This is a genomic window from Nocardiopsis tropica (genome assembly GCF_042660575.1).
GTDB lineage: Bacteria > Actinomycetota > Actinomycetes > Streptosporangiales > Streptosporangiaceae > Nocardiopsis > Nocardiopsis tropica.
Window position 1 is genome coordinate 298,207 of sequence record NZ_JBHSUF010000001.1, and the last position, 19,232, is coordinate 317,438.

Consider the following 19,232-nt stretch of genomic DNA (forward strand, 5'->3'; position numbering starts at 1 on the left):
GCGGTAGGGGTTCGCGCGGCGCGGTCCCCCGTGCGCGGTGCGGGGAGCCGGCGCCGGGGCCTCCGACGACGGCGGTCCGCGCCCCGGGGGAGCGCGGACCGCAGCCGTGCCCGGCCTACTCCCAGCCGAACTTCTGGGTCCAGGCGTTGCCGGACTCTCCCACGCCGATCGCCACCAGGTCGCAGTTGAGGATGTTGTCGCGGTGGCCCCGGCTGCCCATCCAGGCGTCCATGACCTGGGCGGCGCTCGTCTGCCCCTTGGCGACGTTCTCCGCGCCCCACGCGTCGTAGCCGTGGCGGAGGGCGCGGTCGGCCGGGCCCTCGCCCTCGGGGTTCTCGTGACCCATGTAGTCGCGCCGGTCCATGTCCTCGCTGTGCTCCTGGGCGGCGGCGGTGAGCCGCGGGTCCACCGTGAGCGGGTCGCACCCGGCGGAGGCGCGCTCCCCGTTGACCAGGGTCACGACCCGGTCGACCGACCCCCCTGCGGAGGAGGGGCCGGAGCCGCCGCGGCCCCGGCGCTCGCCGTCGCCGTCGTCGCTCCCTCCGCCACCGCCGCCCCCGCCGGACGGGCTCCCGTCCTCCCGCGCCTCCTCGGGGACGGAGGAGGCCGTCACGTCGGCGCTCTGCGGCCCGCCCGCGCCGGACGGCGACGGCCGGTCCTGCGGCGGCGCGCTGGGCGACGCGAAGAAGTCGTCGTCCGCGGAGGCCTCCGGCACGGCGGAGCCGTCGGCGACGGCGTCACCGATCCGACCCGTCGCCAGGGTCTCGTCCGCGGTGTCCCGGAACGGGTTCAGGCTCTCGCCCGCCCCGGTGACCAGCAGTGCTCCTGCCAGGGTCAGGCCGACCGGTATCGCGGCCAGCGCCACCGCGAGGGGTACCGGGCGGCGGCGCCGCCCGTCCTTCCGTGAGCGGTTCTCGCGAGCGCTCATCCGGCGCTTGCCTCGGCGACCACGCGCCATATCGCTCTCCTCCGTGACGGGAATCGGGTGGACACGCCCGCGGACCTGCCGGTACGTGACCGCGGCCGGGGTGTTGGTCCTTCCCCAGGCCGGCTCTGCCCGTGCCCATGGGCACGTGAGTTCTGTGTGACCCGTGCCCGGGGGGCAGCGCGTGCGCGCGGGGGACTCCGGACGCCGCGGGGGAAGGGCGGCAGGCCCGGTGAGGCGCGTCCTAGCGCGTGAGAGTAGAGCAAAGCGAGCAAAAAGGGAATCCAAAACGTAATAAAGCAGGTCACGTCGGGGTCTGTGCGGCGAGGTTGGGCCGTCCGGGCGGTCGGTGGCATCCGCGACAATGGGGGGGTGAGTCTCTACCGCGACGAGGGTGTCGTCCTGCGCAACCAGAAGCTGGGCGAGGCCGACCGCATCGTCACCCTCCTGACCCGGCGCACCGGCCTGGTCCGCGCCGTCGGCAAGGGGGTCCGTCGCACCAAGTCCCGCTTCGGCGCGCGCCTGGAGCCGTGCACCCACGTCGACCTGCAGCTCCACACCGGCCGCACGCTGGACGTCATCACCCAGGCCGAGACCCTCCGCTCCTACGGCGAGGCCGTCGTCTCCGACTACGCCCGCTACACCGCCGCCACCGCGATGCTGGAGACCGCGGAGAAGGTCGTCTCCGTGGAGAAGGACCCCGCGCTGCGCCAGTTCCTGCTGCTGATCGGCGCACTGCGTACCCTGGGGGAGGGCGTCCACGACTCCCGGCTGGTCCTGGACGCCTACCTGCTCCGGTCGCTCGCCGTCGCCGGGTACGCCCCGGCCCTGGACGGGTGCGCCCGCTGCGGCAGCCGGGGGGAGCACCGCGCCTTCGCGGTCCACGCCGGCGGTATGGTCTGCTCGGTGTGCCGCCCCCACGGTTCCGTGCACCCGTCCCCCGACACGTTCCGGCTGATGTCGGCCCTGCTCGGCGGGGACTGGGAGAGCGCGGACGCCAGCGAGGGCAGGCACCGCTCCGAGTGCAGCGGGTTGGTCGCGGCCTACCTACAGTGGCACCTGGAAAACGGAATCCGATCACTGCGCCATGTGGAGCGTTCTTGAGTCTGTTCAACTTCGACACCGGTAAACGCCGGGAGTACGCCGCGCCCGTCCCGCACCCCAGCGGCGCGCGGCCCCCCGAGCTGCCCGCCGCCCTCGTGCCCAGGCACGTGGCCGTCGTCATGGACGGCAACGGCCGCTGGGCCAAGGAACGCGGACTGGCGCGCACCGAGGGGCACAAGGCGGGGGAGTCCTCCCTCTTCGACGTGATCGAGGGCGCCCTGGAGATGGGCGTCTCCCACCTCTCCGCCTACGCCTTCTCCACCGAGAACTGGAAGCGGTCGCCCGACGAGGTCCGCTTCCTCCTCGGCTTCAACCGCGACACCATCCGCAACCGCCGCGACGAGCTGCACGCGCGCGGGGTCCGCGTCAAGTGGGCCGGGCGCGCCGGGCGCCTGTGGAAGAGCGTCATCAAGGAACTCCGCGACGCGGAGGAGATGACCAAGGACAACACCGGCCTGACCCTGCAGTTCTGCGTGAACTACGGCGGCCAGGCGGAGATCGTCGACGCCGCCCGCGCGATGGCCCGCGAGGCGGCGGAGGGACGGCTCTCCCCGGACAAGATCACCGAGGACACCCTCGCCAGGCACCTCTACGCCCCCGACGTGCCCCCCGTCGACCTGTTCGTGCGCTCCTCCGGGGAGCAGCGGCTGTCCAACTTCCTCCTCTGGCAGTCCGCCTACGCCGAGTTCGTGTTCCTGGACACGCTCTGGCCCGACTTCGACCGCCGCGACCTGTGGCGGGCATGTGAGATCTACGCGAGCAGGGACCGCCGCTACGGAGGCGCCCTGCCCAACGCCGTAGCTGGGGAGGAGAAGTGATGTCGGGTTCCGAAGAACCCCTGGTCAGGCAGGGCATGTCGCTGGTCTCGGTGGGGGACAGCTTCACCGAGGGCGTGGGCGACCCGTACCCGGGCGGGGAGGGGTTCCGCGGCTGGGCCGACCGGCTGGCCGAACACCTCGCCGACCACGTGGGGGAGATCGGGTACGCCAACCTCGCGGTGCGCGGCAAGCTGATGCGCCAGATCGTCACCGACCAGGTCCCGCCGGTCCTGGCGATGGCCCCCGACCTGGTGACGCTGAGCGCCGGCGGCAACGACCTGCTGCGCCCCGGCGGGGACCCCGAGCGGATGGCCCGCATCCTGGACCACACGGTGGGCCGCCTCCGTGCCGCGGGGAGCCAGGTCGTGCTGTTCACGGGGGTGAACGTCACCACCGGTTACATGCGCGGCACCATCGGCCTGTTCGCCCGCTACTACCTCCACGTGCGCGCGGTCGCCGACAAGTACGGCTGCTTCCTGGTGGACCAGTGGTCCATGGACGCGCTCACGGACTCCCGCGCCTGGGACGAGGACCGGTTGCACATGTCCCCGGAGGGGCACCGCCGCCTCGCGCTGCGCGCGGCCGAGGTCCTTGGCGTGCCGGTCGCCGACCGCTGGGACGAGCCGTGGCCCGAGCAGGGGCCGGTGCCCTGGAGGCAGGCCCGCCGGGACGACCTGACCTGGGTGAAGGACTCGCTCGGCCCGTGGATCGGGCGCCGCCTGACCGGACGCTCGTCCGGCGACACGGTCACGGCCAAGCGCCCGGAGCTGACCCCGGTCACGAAGGACCGCTGACCGGCTCGGCCCCTCCGCCGCACCGCTCGCGGTGTGACGTGCCACCCAATACGTGCGCGAACGGCAACCTACTGTCGCGTAACCCGGGGGTGGGGATGGATCATCGTGCACTATGAGCGGTTTTGGGACGAAGGATCTGACGAGCGGGGACATCCTGTCCTACGTCGCCCTCGGTGACAGCTTCACCGAGGGCATGAGCGACCCCTACCCGGACAGCGACGCCGTGCCCAACGGCCGCTACCGGGGCTGGGCCGACCGGGTGGCCGAGCACCTCGCCGACCACGTCGCCGAGGTGCGCTACGCCAACCTCGCCGTGCGCGGCAAGATCATGCACCAGATCATCGACGAGCAGATCCCCCGCGCCGTCGAGCTGTCGCCCGACCTCATCACCCTGTGCGCGGGCGGCAACGACATCATCCGCCCCGGGGCGGACCCCGACGCCGTCGCCGTGGCCTTCGCGGGGGCGGTCGAGGAGCTGAGCCGGACCGGCGCGCGCATCGTCCTCTTCACCGGGTTCGACACCAACTGGCAGCCGGTGATGCGGCACATGCGCGGCAAGATCGCCACCTACAACATGCACCTGCGGGCCATCGCGGACCGCTACGGGTGCGACGTGGTGGACGTGTGGAGCATGCGGGTCATCGACGACGCCAGGGCCTGGAACTGGGACCGCCTGCACCTGTCCTCGGAGGGCCACCGCCGCCTCGCCCTGCGCGTGTGCGAGGTCCTCGGCGTGCCGACCGGCACGGACTGGAACGAGCCGTGGCCGCCCGCCGCGCCGCGCGACTGGCGGACGGCCCGGCAGGAGGACCTGCACTGGGCGCGCGAGTTCCTGGTGCCGTGGATCCACCGGCGGCTCACCGGCCGTTCGTCAGGTGACAACGTGAGTGCCAAGCGCCCCGTCCTGGAGCCGCTGCGCGTCCACCGCGACTGAGCGGCGGCGCGGACGCCCGCACGGTCCAGCGGCGGGTCCCGGACCGCTCCGGGGCCCGCCGCCGGGAGGCCCCTGCGAGGAGGCCCGGTCCGCCCGGTCCGCGGACGCCCGGGGCCCGGGCGGGGCCGGCGGTGCGGAGCCGGCTCAGGAGCAGCGGGCGCAGGTGCCGAAGACCTCGAGGGTGTGCGTCACACCGGTGAAGCCGTGCTTGGCGCCCATCTCGACCGCCCACCTCTCCACGGCCGGGCCCTCGATCTCCACGGCGGTCGAGCACACCCGGCAGACCAGGTGGTGGTGGTGGCTCTCGGTGTCGCACGCCCGGTAGACGGCCTCGCCGTCGTCGGTCCGCAGGACGTCGACCTGACCCGAGTCGCTCAGCGCCTGCAGAGCGCGGTAGACGGTGGTCAACCCGATCTTGGAACCGTCGGCGCGCAGGTCGGCGTACAGGTCCTGGGCGCTGCGAAAGCCTGTGGACTCGGTCAGCGCCTGGCGGACCGCGTCGCGTCGTGTACTCATGGTTTCACCCTCCCCCGATCAGTCTGGGGCATCGTACCGGCCGGAACCCCCGCTCCGGGCCCGTGGGCCCGCGGGGAACGCGCTCCGGAAGCGCGGCGCAGCACGCCGCCCGCCGCCACCGCCGCGCCGTAGACGGCGAGGGCCAGCAGGACGATCGTCGCACCGGGCGACAGATCTGCGTAGAACGACGTGGTCAGCCCGCCCAGCGAGGACAGGAGCCCGATCGCCACGGCCAGCAGCATGGTCACCCGGAAGCTTTTGGTCAGCTGCTGCGCGGCGGCGACCGGGACGATCATCAGGGCGCTCACCATGAGGACCCCCACCACCCGCATGGCGATCACCACCGTCAGCGCGGCGGTCACCGCCAGCAGCACGCTCAGGAAGCGCACGGGGAGCCCGTGGGCCCGCGCCACCTCCTCGTCCTGGCACAGCACGAACAGCTCGCGTCCGAACACCGCGACCACGCCGACCACCCCCGCGGCCAGGACTCCCACGACCCACAGGTCGGCCTCCTCCACGGTGCTGACCGAGCCGAACAGGTAGGAGACCAGGGTGGCGTTGCTCGCCCCCGGTGTGAGGCCGATGAGCAGCACCCCGCCCGCGATGCCGCCGTAGAACAGCAGGGCCAGGGCCACGTCGCCGCTGGTGCGGGTGCGCACGCGCACGATCTCGATGAGCACGGCGCCCGCGGTCGCCACCACGGCCGCGGTGAGCACCGGGGAGGTGCTGGTGAGCAGGCCCAGCGCGACGCCGGTCAGCGCGACGTGGCCGATGCCGTCGCCCAGCAGGGCGAGGCGGCGCTGGACGAGGTAGGTGCCGATGATCGGGGCGACGAGGCCGACCAGCACGGCGGCGACCAGGGCACGCCGCATGAACTCGTACTGGAGCAGTTCAGTCACGGCCGGGGACCTCGAGTCGGATCAGGTTGGCGGGGGCGGTCTCGGTGGCGGCCCTCGCCGGGTCGTTGGGGTCGGGGTGGGGGTGCTGGTGCTCGTGGCCGGGACGGGCGCACTCGCCGGTGGGCTCGGGGGCGCTGCCGTCGTGCGCGACGCGTCCCGACTCCAGGACCACGGCGCGCTCGATCACGTCCTCCAGGGGGCCCAGCTCGTGCAGGACCAGGACCACGGTGGCGCCGAAGTCCCGCAGGCGGGCGATGGTGCCGGCGAGCGCGCGCTGGTTCTCGGCGTCCACGCCGGCCATGGGCTCGTCCATGACGAAGGTGTCGGGCCGCCCGGCGAGGGCGCGGGCGATGAGGACGCGCTGCTGCTGGCCGCCGGAGAGCTCGCGCACCGAGTCGCGGGCCCGGTCCGCCAGGCCGACGGTCTCCAGGGCCTCCTCGACGGCGGCGCGGTCGGCCCGTGTGGCGAACGAGAGGCGGCGGCGCGCGGCGACCTGCCCGGAGGCGACGATCTCGCGCACGGTGGCGGGGACGGCGCCCCCGGCGGTGAGCCGCTGGGGGACGTAGCCGATCCTGCGCCAGGAGCGGAAGCGCCGCAGCGGGACGCCGTGCACGAGGACCTGCCCCGACGTGAGCGGCACGATGCCCAGCATCGCCCGCATCAGCGTCGACTTGCCGGAGCCGTTGGGGCCCAGGACCGCCATCGTCTGGCCGACGGGTATGTCGATGCTCACGCCGTCGAGCACGGGAACGCCGTCGTAGGCGACATGCGCCCCGACGGTCCGGAAGGCGGGCGGTACGTCGCTTCCGACGTCCGTGAACTGGGCAGACACCTAGTCATTATGGCGAAAACGAAAATGATTGTCAAAATGTGACAGAGGTGCCGTGAGGACGGGCCCCGGTCAGAAACCCAGGGTCCTCGCCACCGCCAGCACCAGGACGACCCCCACCATGAGCACGCGCGGCACCTTCTGCTGACCCGTCAGGGAGGGCCAGGTCAAGAACGCCAGCCACACGAAGAACACCGCCACCAGCAGAAGGCAGACCGCACCCACGAACCCCGGAGCCGCCAGCCCCGCGAGGAAGAGCGCTCCCAGCACCAGCGGCGCCAGCCAGCGGGGACGCTGGTGCAACCACACCAGCGGCACCGCGCTGCGCTCCTCCACCTCGCGCCGCAGGCGTCCCGCGCCGGGGGCGCCGCCCGCCCGCTCCCCGGGGCGGGGGAGGTCCCCGTCGCCGCGCCGCTTCTCGTCACCGTGCTCAGGAGGGGCCATGCTGTCCGTATCCGCTTCCGGGTCGTGCCGACGACAGGGGGTTCGTGCCGTTCGCCCGGGTCACCCGCCCCGCGCTGGTGGGCGCCGGGCCCCCGGGCCTGTGATACTTCTGTCTCTGACCCTAGTGCAGGGCCCCGGCGCGCCGCTGGGCTCCGGCGCGGCCCCCGCGGCCGCACGTCTCCCCCGACCCGTGCAGCGCGCCGCAGAGCGGGTCCAGGCACACTTTTGGTCGCGCATCCCCTACGTTCAGTAGTTATTCGTCGTCTGAGAAACGCGGCCCGCGCCGACGGTTCCCGCGCGTTGCCCACGGCAACGAACCCTCCGGAGGGTGTCAACTTCCGTGCCCGAACCCACTGTCATCGTGACGTTCGACGTCACCGAGCCACATCTGCAGAACTGCCTCGACTCCCTGAGCCGCCAACAGAGCGGTGACCGGGTCGGGGAGGCGGCTCCCGAGCCGCCCACGGACATCGAGGTCGTCCTCGTCCCGATCCGCGCCGGAAACGGCGACCGCCCCCGCACCGCCGACGCCGGGTCCACCTCCCCGGGGCCGGACACCGACGGCGGCGACGAGGACGCCGCGGAGGACGCCGACCCCGACGTCCCGGCCGAGGACGGCGACCAGGGGGACGAAGCCGTCGAGTCCGTCAGCGAGGACGGGCTCGCCACGGCGGCCGCGTTCGCCGAGTCCCCGCCGCCCGGACTCAGGGCCGTACTCCTGGGCGGCGACCCGGCCCCCGACCGGCCGACCGCGCGCGCACGCGGGGCGGGGGCCGCCGGCGGCAGCCACCTGCTCTTCCTGGAGGGCTCCGACGCCCTCACCGGCTACGCCCTGTCCTACCTCGTGAAGAGCGCCGCCGACAGCCGTTCCGACCTGGTCGTCGGCAACGTGTACAAGTTCAACGAGCTCGGCGCCTCCCCCTCCAGGGCGCACAAGCGCTACTGCGGCAGGAACCGCCTGGCCGAGGACCCCCGGAACGTCCCCGGCCTGGCCGCGGACCCCACACTCGGCAACAAGCTCTGGCGCAAGGGGTTCTGGGAGTCCCTGCCCGACCACGGCCTCCACCCCGACGACGCCGACCTGGGCCTGCGCCGCGCCGCCCTCGCCGCCACCGCCGTCGACGTCCTCCCCGGCCCCGTCCTGCTGATGCGCGAGCGCGAGCACGCCCGGCTCCCGCTGGAGAAGGACGTCCTCGAACGCCGCATCCGCGCCATGGGCGAACTCGCCGCGGGCCTGGCCACCGCCGACCGCGAACTGTGGGACCGCACCCTCCTCAACGGCGAGCTCCACAGCCTGCTCCTCAGGCTGGACGACGCGGAGGACGACGCCCGCGAGACCGCGGTCGACCTGCTCAACGACTTCCTGGACCACGTCCCCGCGCAGCAGCTGCGAGGACTCGGCGTCCTCGCGCGCCTCCTGTACCACCTCGTGCGCAAGCGGCGCGTGGCCGACGTCCTGGAGGTGGCCACCTTCGCCAAGAGCGTCGAGATCAAGAAGGCCACCGTCGTCCGGCGCGGTCTCGGCTACTACATCAGGTACCCCTTCTTCGAGTCCGAGGACCCGGAGAAGGCCGTGCCCCGCGAGGTGTACCGGCTCGACGAGGACATCCGGGTCCGCCAGAAGACCGAGGAGGTCCGCTGGGAGGCCGGGCGCCTGCACATCAGCGGCAGGGTCGGCATCCGCCACCTCCGGGCCCGCAGGCGCTGGCAGCAGCACGTGGTCGCGTTCGCCGTCAACACCGCCACCCACCGCCGGGTGCGCATCCCGGTCCGCACCCGGCTCGCCGCCGAGTTCAAGCTCCCCGACGTCATCGACGCCGCCCGCCACGACTACGGCGGCTTCGACCTCGTCCTGGACCCGCGCCGGCTGCGGTCCGCCGGCGGCTGGGAGCCCGGGGACTGGAAGGTCGAGCTGGTCGTCCTCAACCGCGGCATCACCCGGCGCAAGTTCCTGTCCGGCCCCGTCTCCGGTCCGCCCGAGCGCCCCGGATACCAGCAGGTCGACGAGGACTTCTGGGTCCGCCCGTACTGGAACAAGGACCGGCAGCTGGTCGTGGGGGTCGAGCAGGCCCGCGCCCGCGTCACCTCCCACCGCTTCGACCCCCGTACCGGTGAACTGGAGCTGGAGGGCGAGCTGCTGTCCGCGCCCGCCGCCGAGGCCACGGAGCTGCGACTGACCCGCAGGCCGGGCACGGCGGCGCTCACCCACCCCGTCACCGTGCACGCCGGCCGCTTCAGCGCCCGGGTCCGCGCCGACGAGCTGTTCGACCGCAGCGTCAGCGAGTGCGGAGGCGTGATCCGCCAGGAGGAGTGGGACGTCCACCTGGTCACCCCCGACCGGCAGGCCGTCCCCCTGGTGATGTCCGACGACGTCGCCACCACCGCCTACGCGGCCGAGGACACCCTCCAGGAGCTGGTCGTCCGGCGCGGCGCCACCGGTTACCTGAGACTGCGCGCCGGGCACGCCCGGCCCACCGTGGACGGGGCCCGCTGGGAGGGGCGCGCACTCGTCCTGGAGGGCGAGTTCCCCGCCGGCACCGACCTGCGCCTGGTCGCCAAGGCGCGCGGGCGCGACGAGGAGCACGGGCTGCGGGTGGAGCGCTCCGGGAACCGGTTCGGGGCCAGGTTCTCCCCGGCGGACGTCCCCACCCTGTCCGGGGACCTGTCCCTGCCCGTGGGCACCTACCAGCTGTGGGGCCGGGTCCGGGGCGGCACGGCGGAGGGCTCCGAGGAGGGCCCCACGGACGTGGGGGTGGAGTTCTCCGACGCGCTCATCACGGGACTGCCGCTGGAGATGCAGACGAGCGAGCGCTCCTACAAGCTCTCCTACCAGGGGCGCGGGATCCCCGTCCTCCGGGTCGGCAGCGACCTGCGCCCCGCCGAGCGCGGCAGCTTCGCCCAGCGCGAGCTGAGGGAGACGTTCTACCCGGCCGAGCGGGAGAAGCCGGTCGACGAGGGCATCCTCTTCGACACCTACACCGGCCGCCAGTACTCCGACAGCCCCCAGAGCCTCTACGCGGAGCTCCGGGGCCGCGGGCGCTGGGCGGACTACCCGATGTCGTGGCTGGTGGCCGACGGGCAGGTCCGCCTCCCCGACGACCTGGCGCCCGTCCGCCACCGGGGCCGGGAGTACTACGAGGCGCTGGCCCGCACGCGGTACCTGGTCACCAACTCCCGCCAGCCGACCTGGTTCCACCGCCGTCCGGACCAGGTGGTCGTGCAGACCTGGCACGGCTCGATGCTCAAGCGGATCGGCTTCGACATCGAGAACATCCGGGGCAAGTCCCGCGACTACTTCGACAAGCTCGCCTGGGAGACCCGGCAGTGGGACTACCTGGTCTCGCCGAGCCCGTGGGCGACGCCGATCCTGCGCAGCGCCTTCCGCTTCGAGGGGGAGGTCCTGGAGACCGGGTACCCGCGCAACGACATCTTCTTCTCGCCCGACCGCGAGGCGATCGCGGAGCGCACCCGGCGGCGCCTCGGCCTCCCCGAGGGCAAGAAGGTGGTGCTGTACGCGCCGACCTGGCGTGACGACAAGTACTACACGCGCGGCAAGCACAAGCTCGACCTGCACCTGGACCTGCGCCGGATGTACGAGAAGCTCGGCGACGACCACGTGCTCCTGGTGCGGCGCCACCCCCGGGTGGTCGACAGCGTGCCGATCGTCGGCGAGGGCTTCGTCCACGACGTGTCCCTGTACCCGGAGATCATGGAGCTTTTCCTGGTCACCGACGTGCTCGTCACGGACTACTCGTCCATGATGTTCGACTTCGCGAACACCGGCCGTCCGATGCTGTTCTTCACGTACGACCTGGAGGGCTACCGGGACAACCTGCGCGGTTTCTACTTCGACTTCGAGGAGACCGCGCCGGGCCCGCTGCTGACCGGGTCCGACGACGTGATCGGGGCGCTCCTCGACATCGACGAGGTGGCGCGCCGGGCCGAGCCGTCCTACCGGTCTTTCGTCGACCGGTTCTGCCCGCTCGACGACGGGCACGCGGCGGCCCGGGTCGTGGACCGGGTCTTCGGCGAGGGCTGACCCGGGCCGGCGCCGCCCCCGGCGTCCCGGCGGCCCCGGCCGCCGGGACGCCCGTGGCCGCACCCGGGGAGGGGCCGCCCTCCGCCCGCGGGCGGAGGGCGGCAACCCGGGCACTCCCCGGGTGGGACACAATGGTGCCGTGATCGTCATCACCCGCTACTCCGTTCCCGAGGCCGACCTCGACGCCTTCCGCGCCGATGCCGCGGCCGCCGTCGAGGCGCTCTCCCGCCGCCCCGGTTTCCGGGGCCACCGCCTCGGCCGCGCCGCCGACGACCCCGGCCTGTGGACGGTGGTCACCGAGTGGGACGGCGCGGGCTTCTACCGCCGGGCGCTGTCCGACTTCGACGTCAAGGTCAACGCGGTCCCCCTGCTCTCCCGCGCCATCGACGAGCCGAGCGCGTACGAGATCGTCGCCGGAGGCGGCGCCCCCGCCTGAGAGGCGCGCCCCTGCCCGTGCACATACGGTGTGCGAGGGCTTGCCGGGTGCTCTAGCCTGGGTGGACGCGGGCGTCCGACGGTGCCACTCCCCGGTTTCGGCGCGCGTACCGCTTCCCACACGACGATGTATCGCGAACCGCGATCCACCGACTGCCAGCCGGATGGAGAGTCACCCATGGCCGCCAAGTCAGAGGCAATGGACGCACTGGTCAACCTCGCCAAGCGCCGAGGTCTGGTCTACCCCTCCAGTGAGATCTACGGAGGTCTGCGCGCGGCCTGGGACTACGGCCCCCTCGGCGTCGAGCTGAAGAACAACGTCAAGCGCCAGTGGTGGCGCTCGATGGTGCAGGAGCGGGAGGACATCGTCGGCCTGGACTCCAGCGTCATCCTGGCCCGCGAGGTCTGGGAGGCGTCCGGCCACGTGTCGACGTTCGTCGACCCGCTGACCGAGTGCCAGTCCTGCCACAAGCGCTTCCGTGCGGACCACCTCGTCGAGGCGTACGAGGAGAAGCACGGCCACGAGCCCGCCGACGGCCTCGCCGCCATCGCCTGCCCCAACTGCGGCGCCAAGTCCTCCTTCACCGAGCCGCGCATGTTCAACGGGCTCCTGCGCACCTACCTGGGCCCGGTGCAGGACGAGAAGGGCCTGGCGTACCTGCGCCCGGAGACCGCGCAGGGCATCTTCATCAACTACAAGAACGTCGAGCAGAGCGCACGCCGCAAGGTGCCCTTCGGCATCGGCCAGATCGGCAAGTCGTTCCGCAACGAGATCACGCCCGGCAACTTCATCTTCCGGACCCGCGAGTTCGAGCAGATGGAGATGGAGTTCTTCGTCAAGCCCGGCACCGACGCCGACTGGCACCAGTACTGGATCGACACCCGCTTCCAGTGGTACGTCGACCTGGGCATCGCCAAGGACAACCTCCGCCTGTTCGAGCACCCCGCGGAGAAGCTGTCCCACTACTCCACGCGCACCGTGGACGTGGAGTACCGCTTCAACTTCGTGGGCAGCGAGTGGGGCGAGCTGGAGGGCATCGCCAACCGGACCGACTTCGACCTGAAGACGCACGCGGAGTCGTCCGGCGTCGACCTGTCGTACTTCGACCAGGAGAGCAACGAGCGCTACATCCCCTACGTCATCGAGCCCGCGGCCGGTGTCGACCGGGCGGTGCTCACGTTCATGCTGGACGCGTACAACGTGGACGAGGCGCCCAACGCCAAGGGCAAGCTGGAGAAGCGCGCCGTCATGCGCCTGGACCCGCGCCTGTCCCCGGTGAAGGCCGCGGTCCTGCCGCTGTCGCGCAACGCCGACCTGTCGCCGAAGGCCCGCGACCTGGCCGCCGCGCTGCGCAAGCGCTGGAACGTGGAGTTCGACGACGCCGGTGCGATCGGCCGCCGCTACCGCCGCCAGGACGAGATCGGCACCCCGTTCTGCGTGACGGTGGACTTCGACACCCTGGAGGACGACGCGGTGACCGTGCGCGAGCGCGACACCATGTCCCAGGAGCGGGTCTCGCTCGACAGGGTGGAGACCTACCTGTTCGAGCGCCTGCCCGGCTGCTGACCGCCGCGGGCCCGCCCCTGTGCGCGCCGAGCCCCGTTGCGAGCCCGCGAGCACGTGAGAGCACTGCGCCCGCTCCCCCCACGGGGGGAGCGGGCGCAGTGCTCGTACGAGCGGGGGAGTGCGGTGAGACGGCCGGACCCGGGGGGATGTGGTCTCCGGCCGTCTCGTCGGTTCCTCCGGCCGCACACGGCCGGGGGAACCGGTTCTCAACGTAGCGCCAGGCCGCCGGAGATAAAGGCGCATTTCATCCTGCTTGTCCTACCGCGTGAGCGAATCGTGACGTGGATATGGTCCGACCGACGCTCCCACGGGCCGAGGAGGCCGGAACCCCCTCCACCGGTCCGGACCGCTGCGGCGGTCCTGTCGCCCCCGGGGCCGGGCCTCAGGTCGTGTAGACGACGAAGGACACCGCGATGTAGTGGCAGACGAACGCCGCGATGGTCAGCGAGTGGAAGATCTCGTGGAAGCCGAACCAGCGCGGCGCCGGGTTGGGCCGCTTGAGCCCGTAGACGACCGCGCCGACGCTGTACAGGACCCCGCCGACGAGGATGAGGATCCACGTCGCCGGATGGGTCCCGTGGACCAGGTCGGGGATGAACAGCACCGCCACCCAGCCGATGGCCAGGTACAGGGCCGTGGACAGCCAGCGCGGGGCGTTGAGCCACAGGAGTTTGAAGCCGACCCCGGCGATGGCCCCGCCCCAGACCAGCGCCAGCATCGCCGTGCGCAGGGTGCCGTCGAGGACGAGCACGATGAACGGCGTGTACGTGCCCGCGATGATCAGGTAGATGTTCGAGTGGTCCAGGCGCCGCAGCACCTTCTGTGCGCGGGGCGACCACCGGCCCACGTGGTAGACGGCCGAGGTGCTGAACAGCAGCACCGAGCTGAGCGCGTACACGGCGCTGGCGAGCAGGGCCGGCACGGTGGGGGAGAGCGCGACCAGGACGATGCCCGCGGCGAGGGCGAGCGGCGCCGTCCCCAGGTGGAGCCAGCCCCGGAGCCTGGGCTTGACCGCCTCCAGGAAGTCTCCGGCCGCGCTGACGGCCCTCTCCGGCATGGACGCGTCGCCCTGGGGCTCCCCGCCGCCCTTCGCGGCTCCGGTGCTGTGTCCGCCGGGCCCGTCGTCCCCGGCCCCCGCGCCGCCCTTGCCGTTGCTCCGCGTCCGTTCCTCCGACACGTTGTTCCCCTCCGTCCCGCGGTCCGCGCCGCTGCGGGCCTCTTGCCCAGCCTAACTTACGGAGGCGTAGGTTACTTGCCGGTAAGCCTGTGTCGCGTGGCACAGCGGCCTCCGGTGGAAGGTGTGGCGCGGGATTGGTCGGGTGCGCCCCCGGGGCGGCAGGGGCGGGAGGGGAGCGCCTCGCCGGGCGAGCGCGGGGCTGTGACCAGGGGGTCCGCGGCTGTCGGGGTGTGCGTTCCCTGGTCGGGGGGTCGCGGTCGGCATTCCTGGGCTGAACCATTGGTATAGACCTCTCTAATGTCCTTGACCTGCTGGAATGCTGTCAAATGGTGGTTCATGAAGGGGTGATGATGCGCAGTGTGGATAGAGTCGCGCCCATCCGGGCACAGGCGCCGATCCACCGCGGAGCCGTCGAGAATCGAGGGAGACCCCCGTGGCCAAGTACGTCTACACGTTCACCGAGGGCAACAAGGACCTGAAGGATCTCCTCGGCGGCAAGGGGGCCAACCTCGCCGAGATGACCAACCTCGGACTCCCCGTGCCCCCCGGGTTCACGATCACCACGGAGGCGTGCCGCCACTACCTCTCGCGCGGCAGCGTCCCCGAGGGCCTGGACGCCGAGGTCGAGGCCAACCTCGCCGAGCTGGAGAGGACGATGGGGCGCCGCCTCGGCCAGGCCGACGACCCGCTCCTGGTGAGCGTGCGCTCGGGCGCGAGGTTCTCCATGCCCGGCATGATGGAGACGGTCCTCAACATCGGCCTCAACGACGAGTCCGTCGTCGGCCTCGCCGCCCGGAGCGGGGACGAGCGTTTCGCGTGGGACTCCTACCGCCGCCTCGTCCAGATGTTCGGCAGGACCGTTCAGGACATCGACGGCGACCTCTTCGAGGAGGCCGTCGAGGAGGTCAAGGCCGCCAAGGGCACCACCGACGACCTGGACCTCGACGCCGCCGACTTCCGCGAGCTCGTCGGGCGCTTCAAGGACATCGTCCTGGAGCGGACCGGGCGGCCGTTCCCCTCCGACCCCCGGGAGCAGATGGCCCTCGCCGTCAAGGCGGTCTTCGACTCCTGGAACGCCCCCCGGGCGGCCCTCTACCGCCGGCAGGAGCGCATCCCCGCCGACCTCGGCACCGCCGTCAACGTCTGCGCCATGGTCTTCGGCAACCTCGGCATGGACTCGGGTACCGGCGTCGCGTTCACCCGCGACCCCGCCTCCGGCCAGCCGGGCGTCTACGGCGACTACCTCCAGAACGCCCAGGGGGAGGACGTGGTGGCCGGCATCCGCAACACCGTGCCCCTCGCCGACCTGGAGAAGATCGACGCCCGGAGCCACGCGGAGCTGATGGGCATCATGGACACCCTGGAGAACCACTACCGCGACCTGTGCGACATCGAGTTCACGATCGAGCGCGGCAAGCTCTGGATGCTCCAGACCCGGGTGGGCAAGCGCACCGCCGCGGCCGCCTTCCGCATCGCCGACCAGCTCGTCGACCAGGGCATGATCACCCTGGACGAGGCCGTCCAGCGCGTCACCGGCGACCAGCTCGCCCAGCTGATGTTCCCCCGCTTCGACGAGGCGGCCGTGGCCGGGGCCGGCGTCCGCCGCATCGGCCACGGCATGAACGCCTCTCCCGGCGCCGCCGTGGGCAAGGCGGTCTTCGACTCCTACACCGCCGTCAAGTGGTCGCGCAGCGGTGAGAAGGTCATCCTCTGCCGCAGGGAGACCAACCCCGACGACCTGGAGGGCATGATCGCCGCCGAGGGCATCCTCACCAGCCGCGGCGGCAAGACCTCCCACGCGGCCGTCGTCGCCCGGGGCATGGGCAAGACCTGTGTCTGCGGCGCCGAGGAGATCGACGTGGACACCAAGAACCGGCGGCTGACCGCCCCCGGCGGCGAGGTGGTCGAGGAGGGCGACGTCATCTCCATCGACGGCACCAGCGGCGAGGTGTACCTCGGCGAGGTGCCCGTCGTGGACTCGCCCGTCGTGCGCTACTTCGAGGGCGAGATCGACCCGGCCTCCGACCAGGCCGACGACCTCGTGCGCTCCGTCGACCGGCTCATGCACTACGTCGACGCGGCCCGCCGCATGCGGGTGCGCGCCAACGCCGACACCGCCGAGGACGCCGCCCGCGCGCGCCGCATGGGCGCCCAGGGCATCGGCCTGTGCCGCACCGAGCACATGTTCCTCGGCGACCGCCGCCAGCTGGTGGAGCGGCTCATCCTCGCCGACACCGAGGACGAGCAGCGCGACGCGCTCGCGGAGCTGCTGCCCCTCCAGCGCGAGGACTTCGCCGGGATCCTGGAGGCCATGGACGGGCTGCCCGTGACGGTCCGCCTGCTGGACCCGCCGCTGCACGAGTTCCTCCCGGACATCACCGAGCTGTCGGTGCGCGTGGCCGTCGCCGAGGCACGCGGGGAGAGCCACGAGAACGACCTGCGGGTGCTCCAGGCGGTGCACAGGCTGCACGAGCAGAACCCGATGCTGGGCCTGCGCGGCGTGCGCCTCGGCCTGGTCGTCCCCGGGCTGTTCTCCATGCAGGTGCGTGCCATCGCCCAGGCCGCCGTCGACCGGATGGCCGCGGGGGGCCGCCCCCGGCCCGAGATCATGATTCCGCTGGTCGGCACCGTGCAGGAGCTGGAGATCATCCGCGAGGACGCGCTGAGGGTGCTGCGGGAGGTGGAGCGGGAGCACGGGGTCGAGCTCGACTTCCCGGTCGGCACGATGATCGAGCTGCCGCGCGCGGCGCTGACCGCCGGTGAGATCGCGGAGAACGCCGAGTTCTTCTCCTTCGGGACCAACGACCTCACCCAGACCGTGTGGGGCTTCTCCCGCGACGACGTCGAGGCCTCGTTCTTCTCCGCCTACCTGGAGAAGGGCGTGTTCGGGGTCTCGCCGTTCGAGTCCCTGGACGTGGACGGCGTCGGCCGCCTGATCCGCATCGCGGTGGAGGAGGGCCGCGCGGCGCGGCCCGGCATCAAGCTCGGGGTGTGCGGCGAGCACGGCGGGGACCCCGCCTCGGTGCACTTCTTCCACCGTGTGGGCCTGGACTACGTCTCCTGCTCCCCGTTCCGGGTCCCCGTCGCCCGCCTGGAGGCGGGCCGCGCGGCCGGGCGCACCGCGGGCTGAGGCCCCGGGCCGGACGCGGTTCCGCGGGGGGAGGGCACCCCCTCCCCCCGCGGGGGCCGGGAAGCGGCCGGCGCCGCGCCCCGGCCGGAAGGGTTCCCCGGCGACGACCCGGCGTCGGCAGGACGACCGTCCGGCGCCGACTCGGGAACCGACCGGGGACCACCCTCCCCGGAGGGCCGCCGGCCGCAGAGAACGCCCTAGACTCGACCCTGCCGACGGTGGGGTCCCGAGACGCCCGCTGTGACCTCTTCGTGATGTATTCTGGCCGCCGGTAAGGCCGCCGCTCCCACCTCCCCCCACACGCGGAGGCGGGACGCGCCGACACCACCCCCGCTCCCGCTCGCCCGACCCCGTGCCGCCGCGAACCACCGGCCGGTACGGGCCGTCCCAGCGGGTAGCAGGATCCCTGTTCAGAGAAGTTGTGCGGAGGTGAGCCGGTGCGAACGGCGAACGACGGCCGCGGCGACGAGCCGTGGGAGGAGCCGGTCACGGCCCCCTCCTCAGACGACGAGTCGACCAGGGTCTTCTCCCGTGACGACTTCACCGCTGTCCCCGCCCCTCCGGCGGAGGCGGCCGGGGACGGCGTCGGAGGTGCGGACGGCGAGGCCACCCGCGAGTTCACCAGGGCGGGGCCCGCCGCGTCCGGCGACCCCGCCACCCGCGAGTTCGCCCGCCCCGGGCCCCCCGACCCCGGGGGCGCGCCCGACGACGGGGGCACCCGTGCGTTCGACCGGCCCGACCCCGCCTCCGACGACCTCCACGGCGCCCCGGCGGAGGACGCTCCCGCCGGGGCGGCCTTCACCCGGCGCTTCGTCAGGGACCGGCCGCGGCCCCGGGGCCCCGGCCGGAGCGCCCCCGCCGCCGAACCGTCCGTCGAAGGGCCCGACGGGCCCTTCGACGAGGAGCCCCCTCCCCCTCCCCGGGGCGGACGCCCCGCGCGCCCCGCTCCCCGGCCGCGCCGCCGCAAGCGGCGTCCCGTCCGCCTGCGCTGGATCGTCACGCTCCTGCTGCTCGTGGCGCTGGCCGTCCCGCCGGGCACCTGGGGCTGGGTCTGGTACACGGCCCGCCAGGACGACCGCGTCGCCTCCGACGCCATCGTCGTCCTCGGGGCCAGCCAGTACAACGGCGTCCCCTCGCCCGTGTTCGAGGCCCGGCTGAGGCACGCCCAGGTCCTCTACCTGGAGGGCGTCGCCCCCGTCATCGTCACCGTCGGGGGCAAGCAGCCGGGCGACAACTTCACCGAGGCGGCCGCGGGCAAGAACTGGCTGGTCGAGGTCGGCATCCCCGCCGACCAGATCATCGCCGTGGAGGAGGGCAGGGACACCCTCCAGAGCATCGGCGCCGTCTCCCTGGTGTTCGAGGACCGTGCCTGGGAGACGGCGGTCCTGGTCTCCGACCCCTGGCACAGCCTGCGCTCCAAGCGGATGGCCGCCGACTTCGGGATCGAGGCGGGCACGTCGCCCTCGCGCTCCGGGCCGGCCGTCATCGAGCGGCGCACCCAGCTCTGGTACATCACCAGGGAAACCGCCTCGCTCTGGTACTACTGGATCTTCAACGACAGCAGCGACATCCGCGTCAACGCTGCCTGACCAGCGCGGAAGGCGTGTTTGGTCCCTGCTGG

Annotated in this window: 15 protein-coding genes; 9 read left to right on the forward strand and 6 right to left on the reverse strand. The window is 72.7% G+C overall.

Translation table 11 applies throughout. From position 1 onward, the window contains the following. Positions 1–115: 115 nt before the first annotated feature. On the reverse strand, positions 116–928 hold the full coding sequence (locus ACFQBR_RS01250; RefSeq protein WP_267945961.1) for a CAP domain-containing protein: 813 nt from the start codon (positions 926–928) through the stop codon (positions 116–118). Between the two features lie 369 nt (positions 929–1,297). Here ACFQBR_RS01250 and recO point away from each other — a divergent pair, with 369 nt between their 5' ends. The 4 genes from recO (at position 1,298) to ACFQBR_RS01270 (ending at position 4,575) form a co-directional block, all read left to right on the forward strand. Continuing rightward, a complete protein-coding gene (gene recO, locus ACFQBR_RS01255) occupies positions 1,298–2,029 on the forward strand; it encodes a DNA repair protein RecO (protein WP_330160253.1) in 732 nt (243 codons plus the stop codon). Continuing rightward, complete coding sequence (locus ACFQBR_RS01260; RefSeq protein WP_330160252.1) at positions 2,026–2,847, forward strand: isoprenyl transferase; 822 nt, start codon at positions 2,026–2,028, stop codon at positions 2,845–2,847. The genes recO and ACFQBR_RS01260 overlap by 4 nt, the downstream gene beginning before the upstream one ends. Then, positions 2,847–3,641, forward strand: coding sequence for an SGNH/GDSL hydrolase family protein (locus ACFQBR_RS01265; protein WP_344176183.1), 795 nt, complete (start codon positions 2,847–2,849; stop codon positions 3,639–3,641). The genes ACFQBR_RS01260 and ACFQBR_RS01265 overlap by 1 nt, the downstream gene beginning before the upstream one ends. A gap of 112 nt (positions 3,642–3,753) precedes the next feature. Further along, positions 3,754–4,575: an SGNH/GDSL hydrolase family protein gene (locus tag ACFQBR_RS01270; protein ID WP_344176185.1), complete on the forward strand. Its 822-nt coding sequence runs from the start codon at positions 3,754–3,756 to the stop codon at positions 4,573–4,575. Positions 4,576–4,719: 144 nt separating this feature from the next. Here the strand turns inward: ACFQBR_RS01270 and ACFQBR_RS01275 are convergent, their stop codons facing one another. The 4 genes from ACFQBR_RS01275 to ACFQBR_RS01290 all read right to left on the reverse strand — a co-directional run bounded on the left by ACFQBR_RS01275 (position 4,720) and on the right by ACFQBR_RS01290 (position 7,263). Next, positions 4,720–5,091, reverse strand: coding sequence for a Fur family transcriptional regulator (locus ACFQBR_RS01275; protein ID WP_267945956.1), 372 nt, complete (start codon positions 5,089–5,091; stop codon positions 4,720–4,722). Continuing rightward, positions 5,088–5,990 (reverse strand): metal ABC transporter permease, encoded by a 903-nt coding sequence (locus ACFQBR_RS01280; RefSeq protein WP_267945955.1) that lies wholly within the window; start codon positions 5,988–5,990, stop codon positions 5,088–5,090. Before ACFQBR_RS01280 ends, ACFQBR_RS01275 begins: the two co-directional genes overlap by 4 nt. Beyond that, positions 5,983–6,822 carry a metal ABC transporter ATP-binding protein gene (locus tag ACFQBR_RS01285; protein ID WP_344176187.1) on the reverse strand — a complete coding sequence of 280 codons (840 nt, stop codon included), beginning with the start codon at positions 6,820–6,822 and terminating at the stop codon, positions 5,983–5,985. The genes ACFQBR_RS01280 and ACFQBR_RS01285 overlap by 8 nt, the downstream gene beginning before the upstream one ends. 69 nt (positions 6,823–6,891) lie before the next feature. Beyond that, complete coding sequence (locus ACFQBR_RS01290) at positions 6,892–7,263, reverse strand: DUF6703 family protein (RefSeq protein ID WP_267945953.1); 372 nt, start codon at positions 7,261–7,263, stop codon at positions 6,892–6,894. A gap of 340 nt (positions 7,264–7,603) precedes the next feature. On the opposite strand from ACFQBR_RS01290, the gene ACFQBR_RS01295 reads away from it, so the two are divergent. From ACFQBR_RS01295 to ACFQBR_RS01305, 3 genes are all read left to right on the forward strand, one after another. After that, positions 7,604–11,302 carry a CDP-glycerol glycerophosphotransferase family protein gene (locus ACFQBR_RS01295; protein WP_344176190.1) on the forward strand — a complete coding sequence of 1,233 codons (3,699 nt, stop codon included), beginning with the start codon at positions 7,604–7,606 and terminating at the stop codon, positions 11,300–11,302. 139 nt (positions 11,303–11,441) lie between these two features. Further along, on the forward strand, positions 11,442–11,738 hold the full coding sequence (locus ACFQBR_RS01300; RefSeq protein ID WP_267945951.1) for an antibiotic biosynthesis monooxygenase family protein: 297 nt from the start codon (positions 11,442–11,444) through the stop codon (positions 11,736–11,738). Positions 11,739–11,915: 177 nt separating this feature from the next. After that, on the forward strand, positions 11,916–13,304 hold the full coding sequence (locus tag ACFQBR_RS01305; RefSeq protein WP_267945950.1) for a glycine--tRNA ligase: 1,389 nt from the start codon (positions 11,916–11,918) through the stop codon (positions 13,302–13,304). Between the two features lie 382 nt (positions 13,305–13,686). On the opposite strand, the gene trhA is transcribed toward ACFQBR_RS01305, so the two are convergent. Further along, on the reverse strand, positions 13,687–14,361 hold the full coding sequence (trhA, locus tag ACFQBR_RS01310; RefSeq protein ID WP_267950472.1) for a PAQR family membrane homeostasis protein TrhA: 675 nt from the start codon (positions 14,359–14,361) through the stop codon (positions 13,687–13,689). Positions 14,362–14,914: 553 nt separating this feature from the next. Here trhA and ppdK point away from each other — a divergent pair. After that, a complete protein-coding gene (gene ppdK / locus ACFQBR_RS01315; protein ID WP_344176192.1) occupies positions 14,915–17,611 on the forward strand; it encodes a pyruvate, phosphate dikinase in 2,697 nt (898 codons plus the stop codon). Between the two features lie 437 nt (positions 17,612–18,048). Further along, positions 18,049–19,200 carry a YdcF family protein gene (locus tag ACFQBR_RS01320; protein ID WP_378551767.1) on the forward strand — a complete coding sequence of 384 codons (1,152 nt, stop codon included), beginning with the start codon at positions 18,049–18,051 and terminating at the stop codon, positions 19,198–19,200. Positions 19,201–19,232: the final 32 nt, after the last annotated feature.

Bases quoted from the DNA above. Each gene is read 5' to 3' on its own strand.
- ACFQBR_RS01250 (WP_267945961.1), bottom strand. From the start codon at position 928: ATGAGCGCTCGCGAGAACCGCTCACGGAAGGACGGGCGGCGCCGCCGC.
- ACFQBR_RS01265 (WP_344176183.1), top strand. From the start codon at position 2,847: ATGTCGGGTTCCGAAGAACCCCTGGTCAGGCAGGGCATGTCGCTGGTC.
- ACFQBR_RS01270 (WP_344176185.1), top strand. From the start codon at position 3,754: ATGAGCGGTTTTGGGACGAAGGATCTGACGAGCGGGGACATCCTGTCC.
- ACFQBR_RS01275 (WP_267945956.1), bottom strand. From the start codon at position 5,091: ATGAGTACACGACGCGACGCGGTCCGCCAGGCGCTGACCGAGTCCACA.
- ACFQBR_RS01290 (WP_267945953.1), bottom strand. From the start codon at position 7,263: ATGGCCCCTCCTGAGCACGGTGACGAGAAGCGGCGCGGCGACGGGGAC.
- ACFQBR_RS01305 (WP_267945950.1), top strand. From the start codon at position 11,916: ATGGCCGCCAAGTCAGAGGCAATGGACGCACTGGTCAACCTCGCCAAG.
- trhA (WP_267950472.1), bottom strand. From the start codon at position 14,361: ATGCCGGAGAGGGCCGTCAGCGCGGCCGGAGACTTCCTGGAGGCGGTC.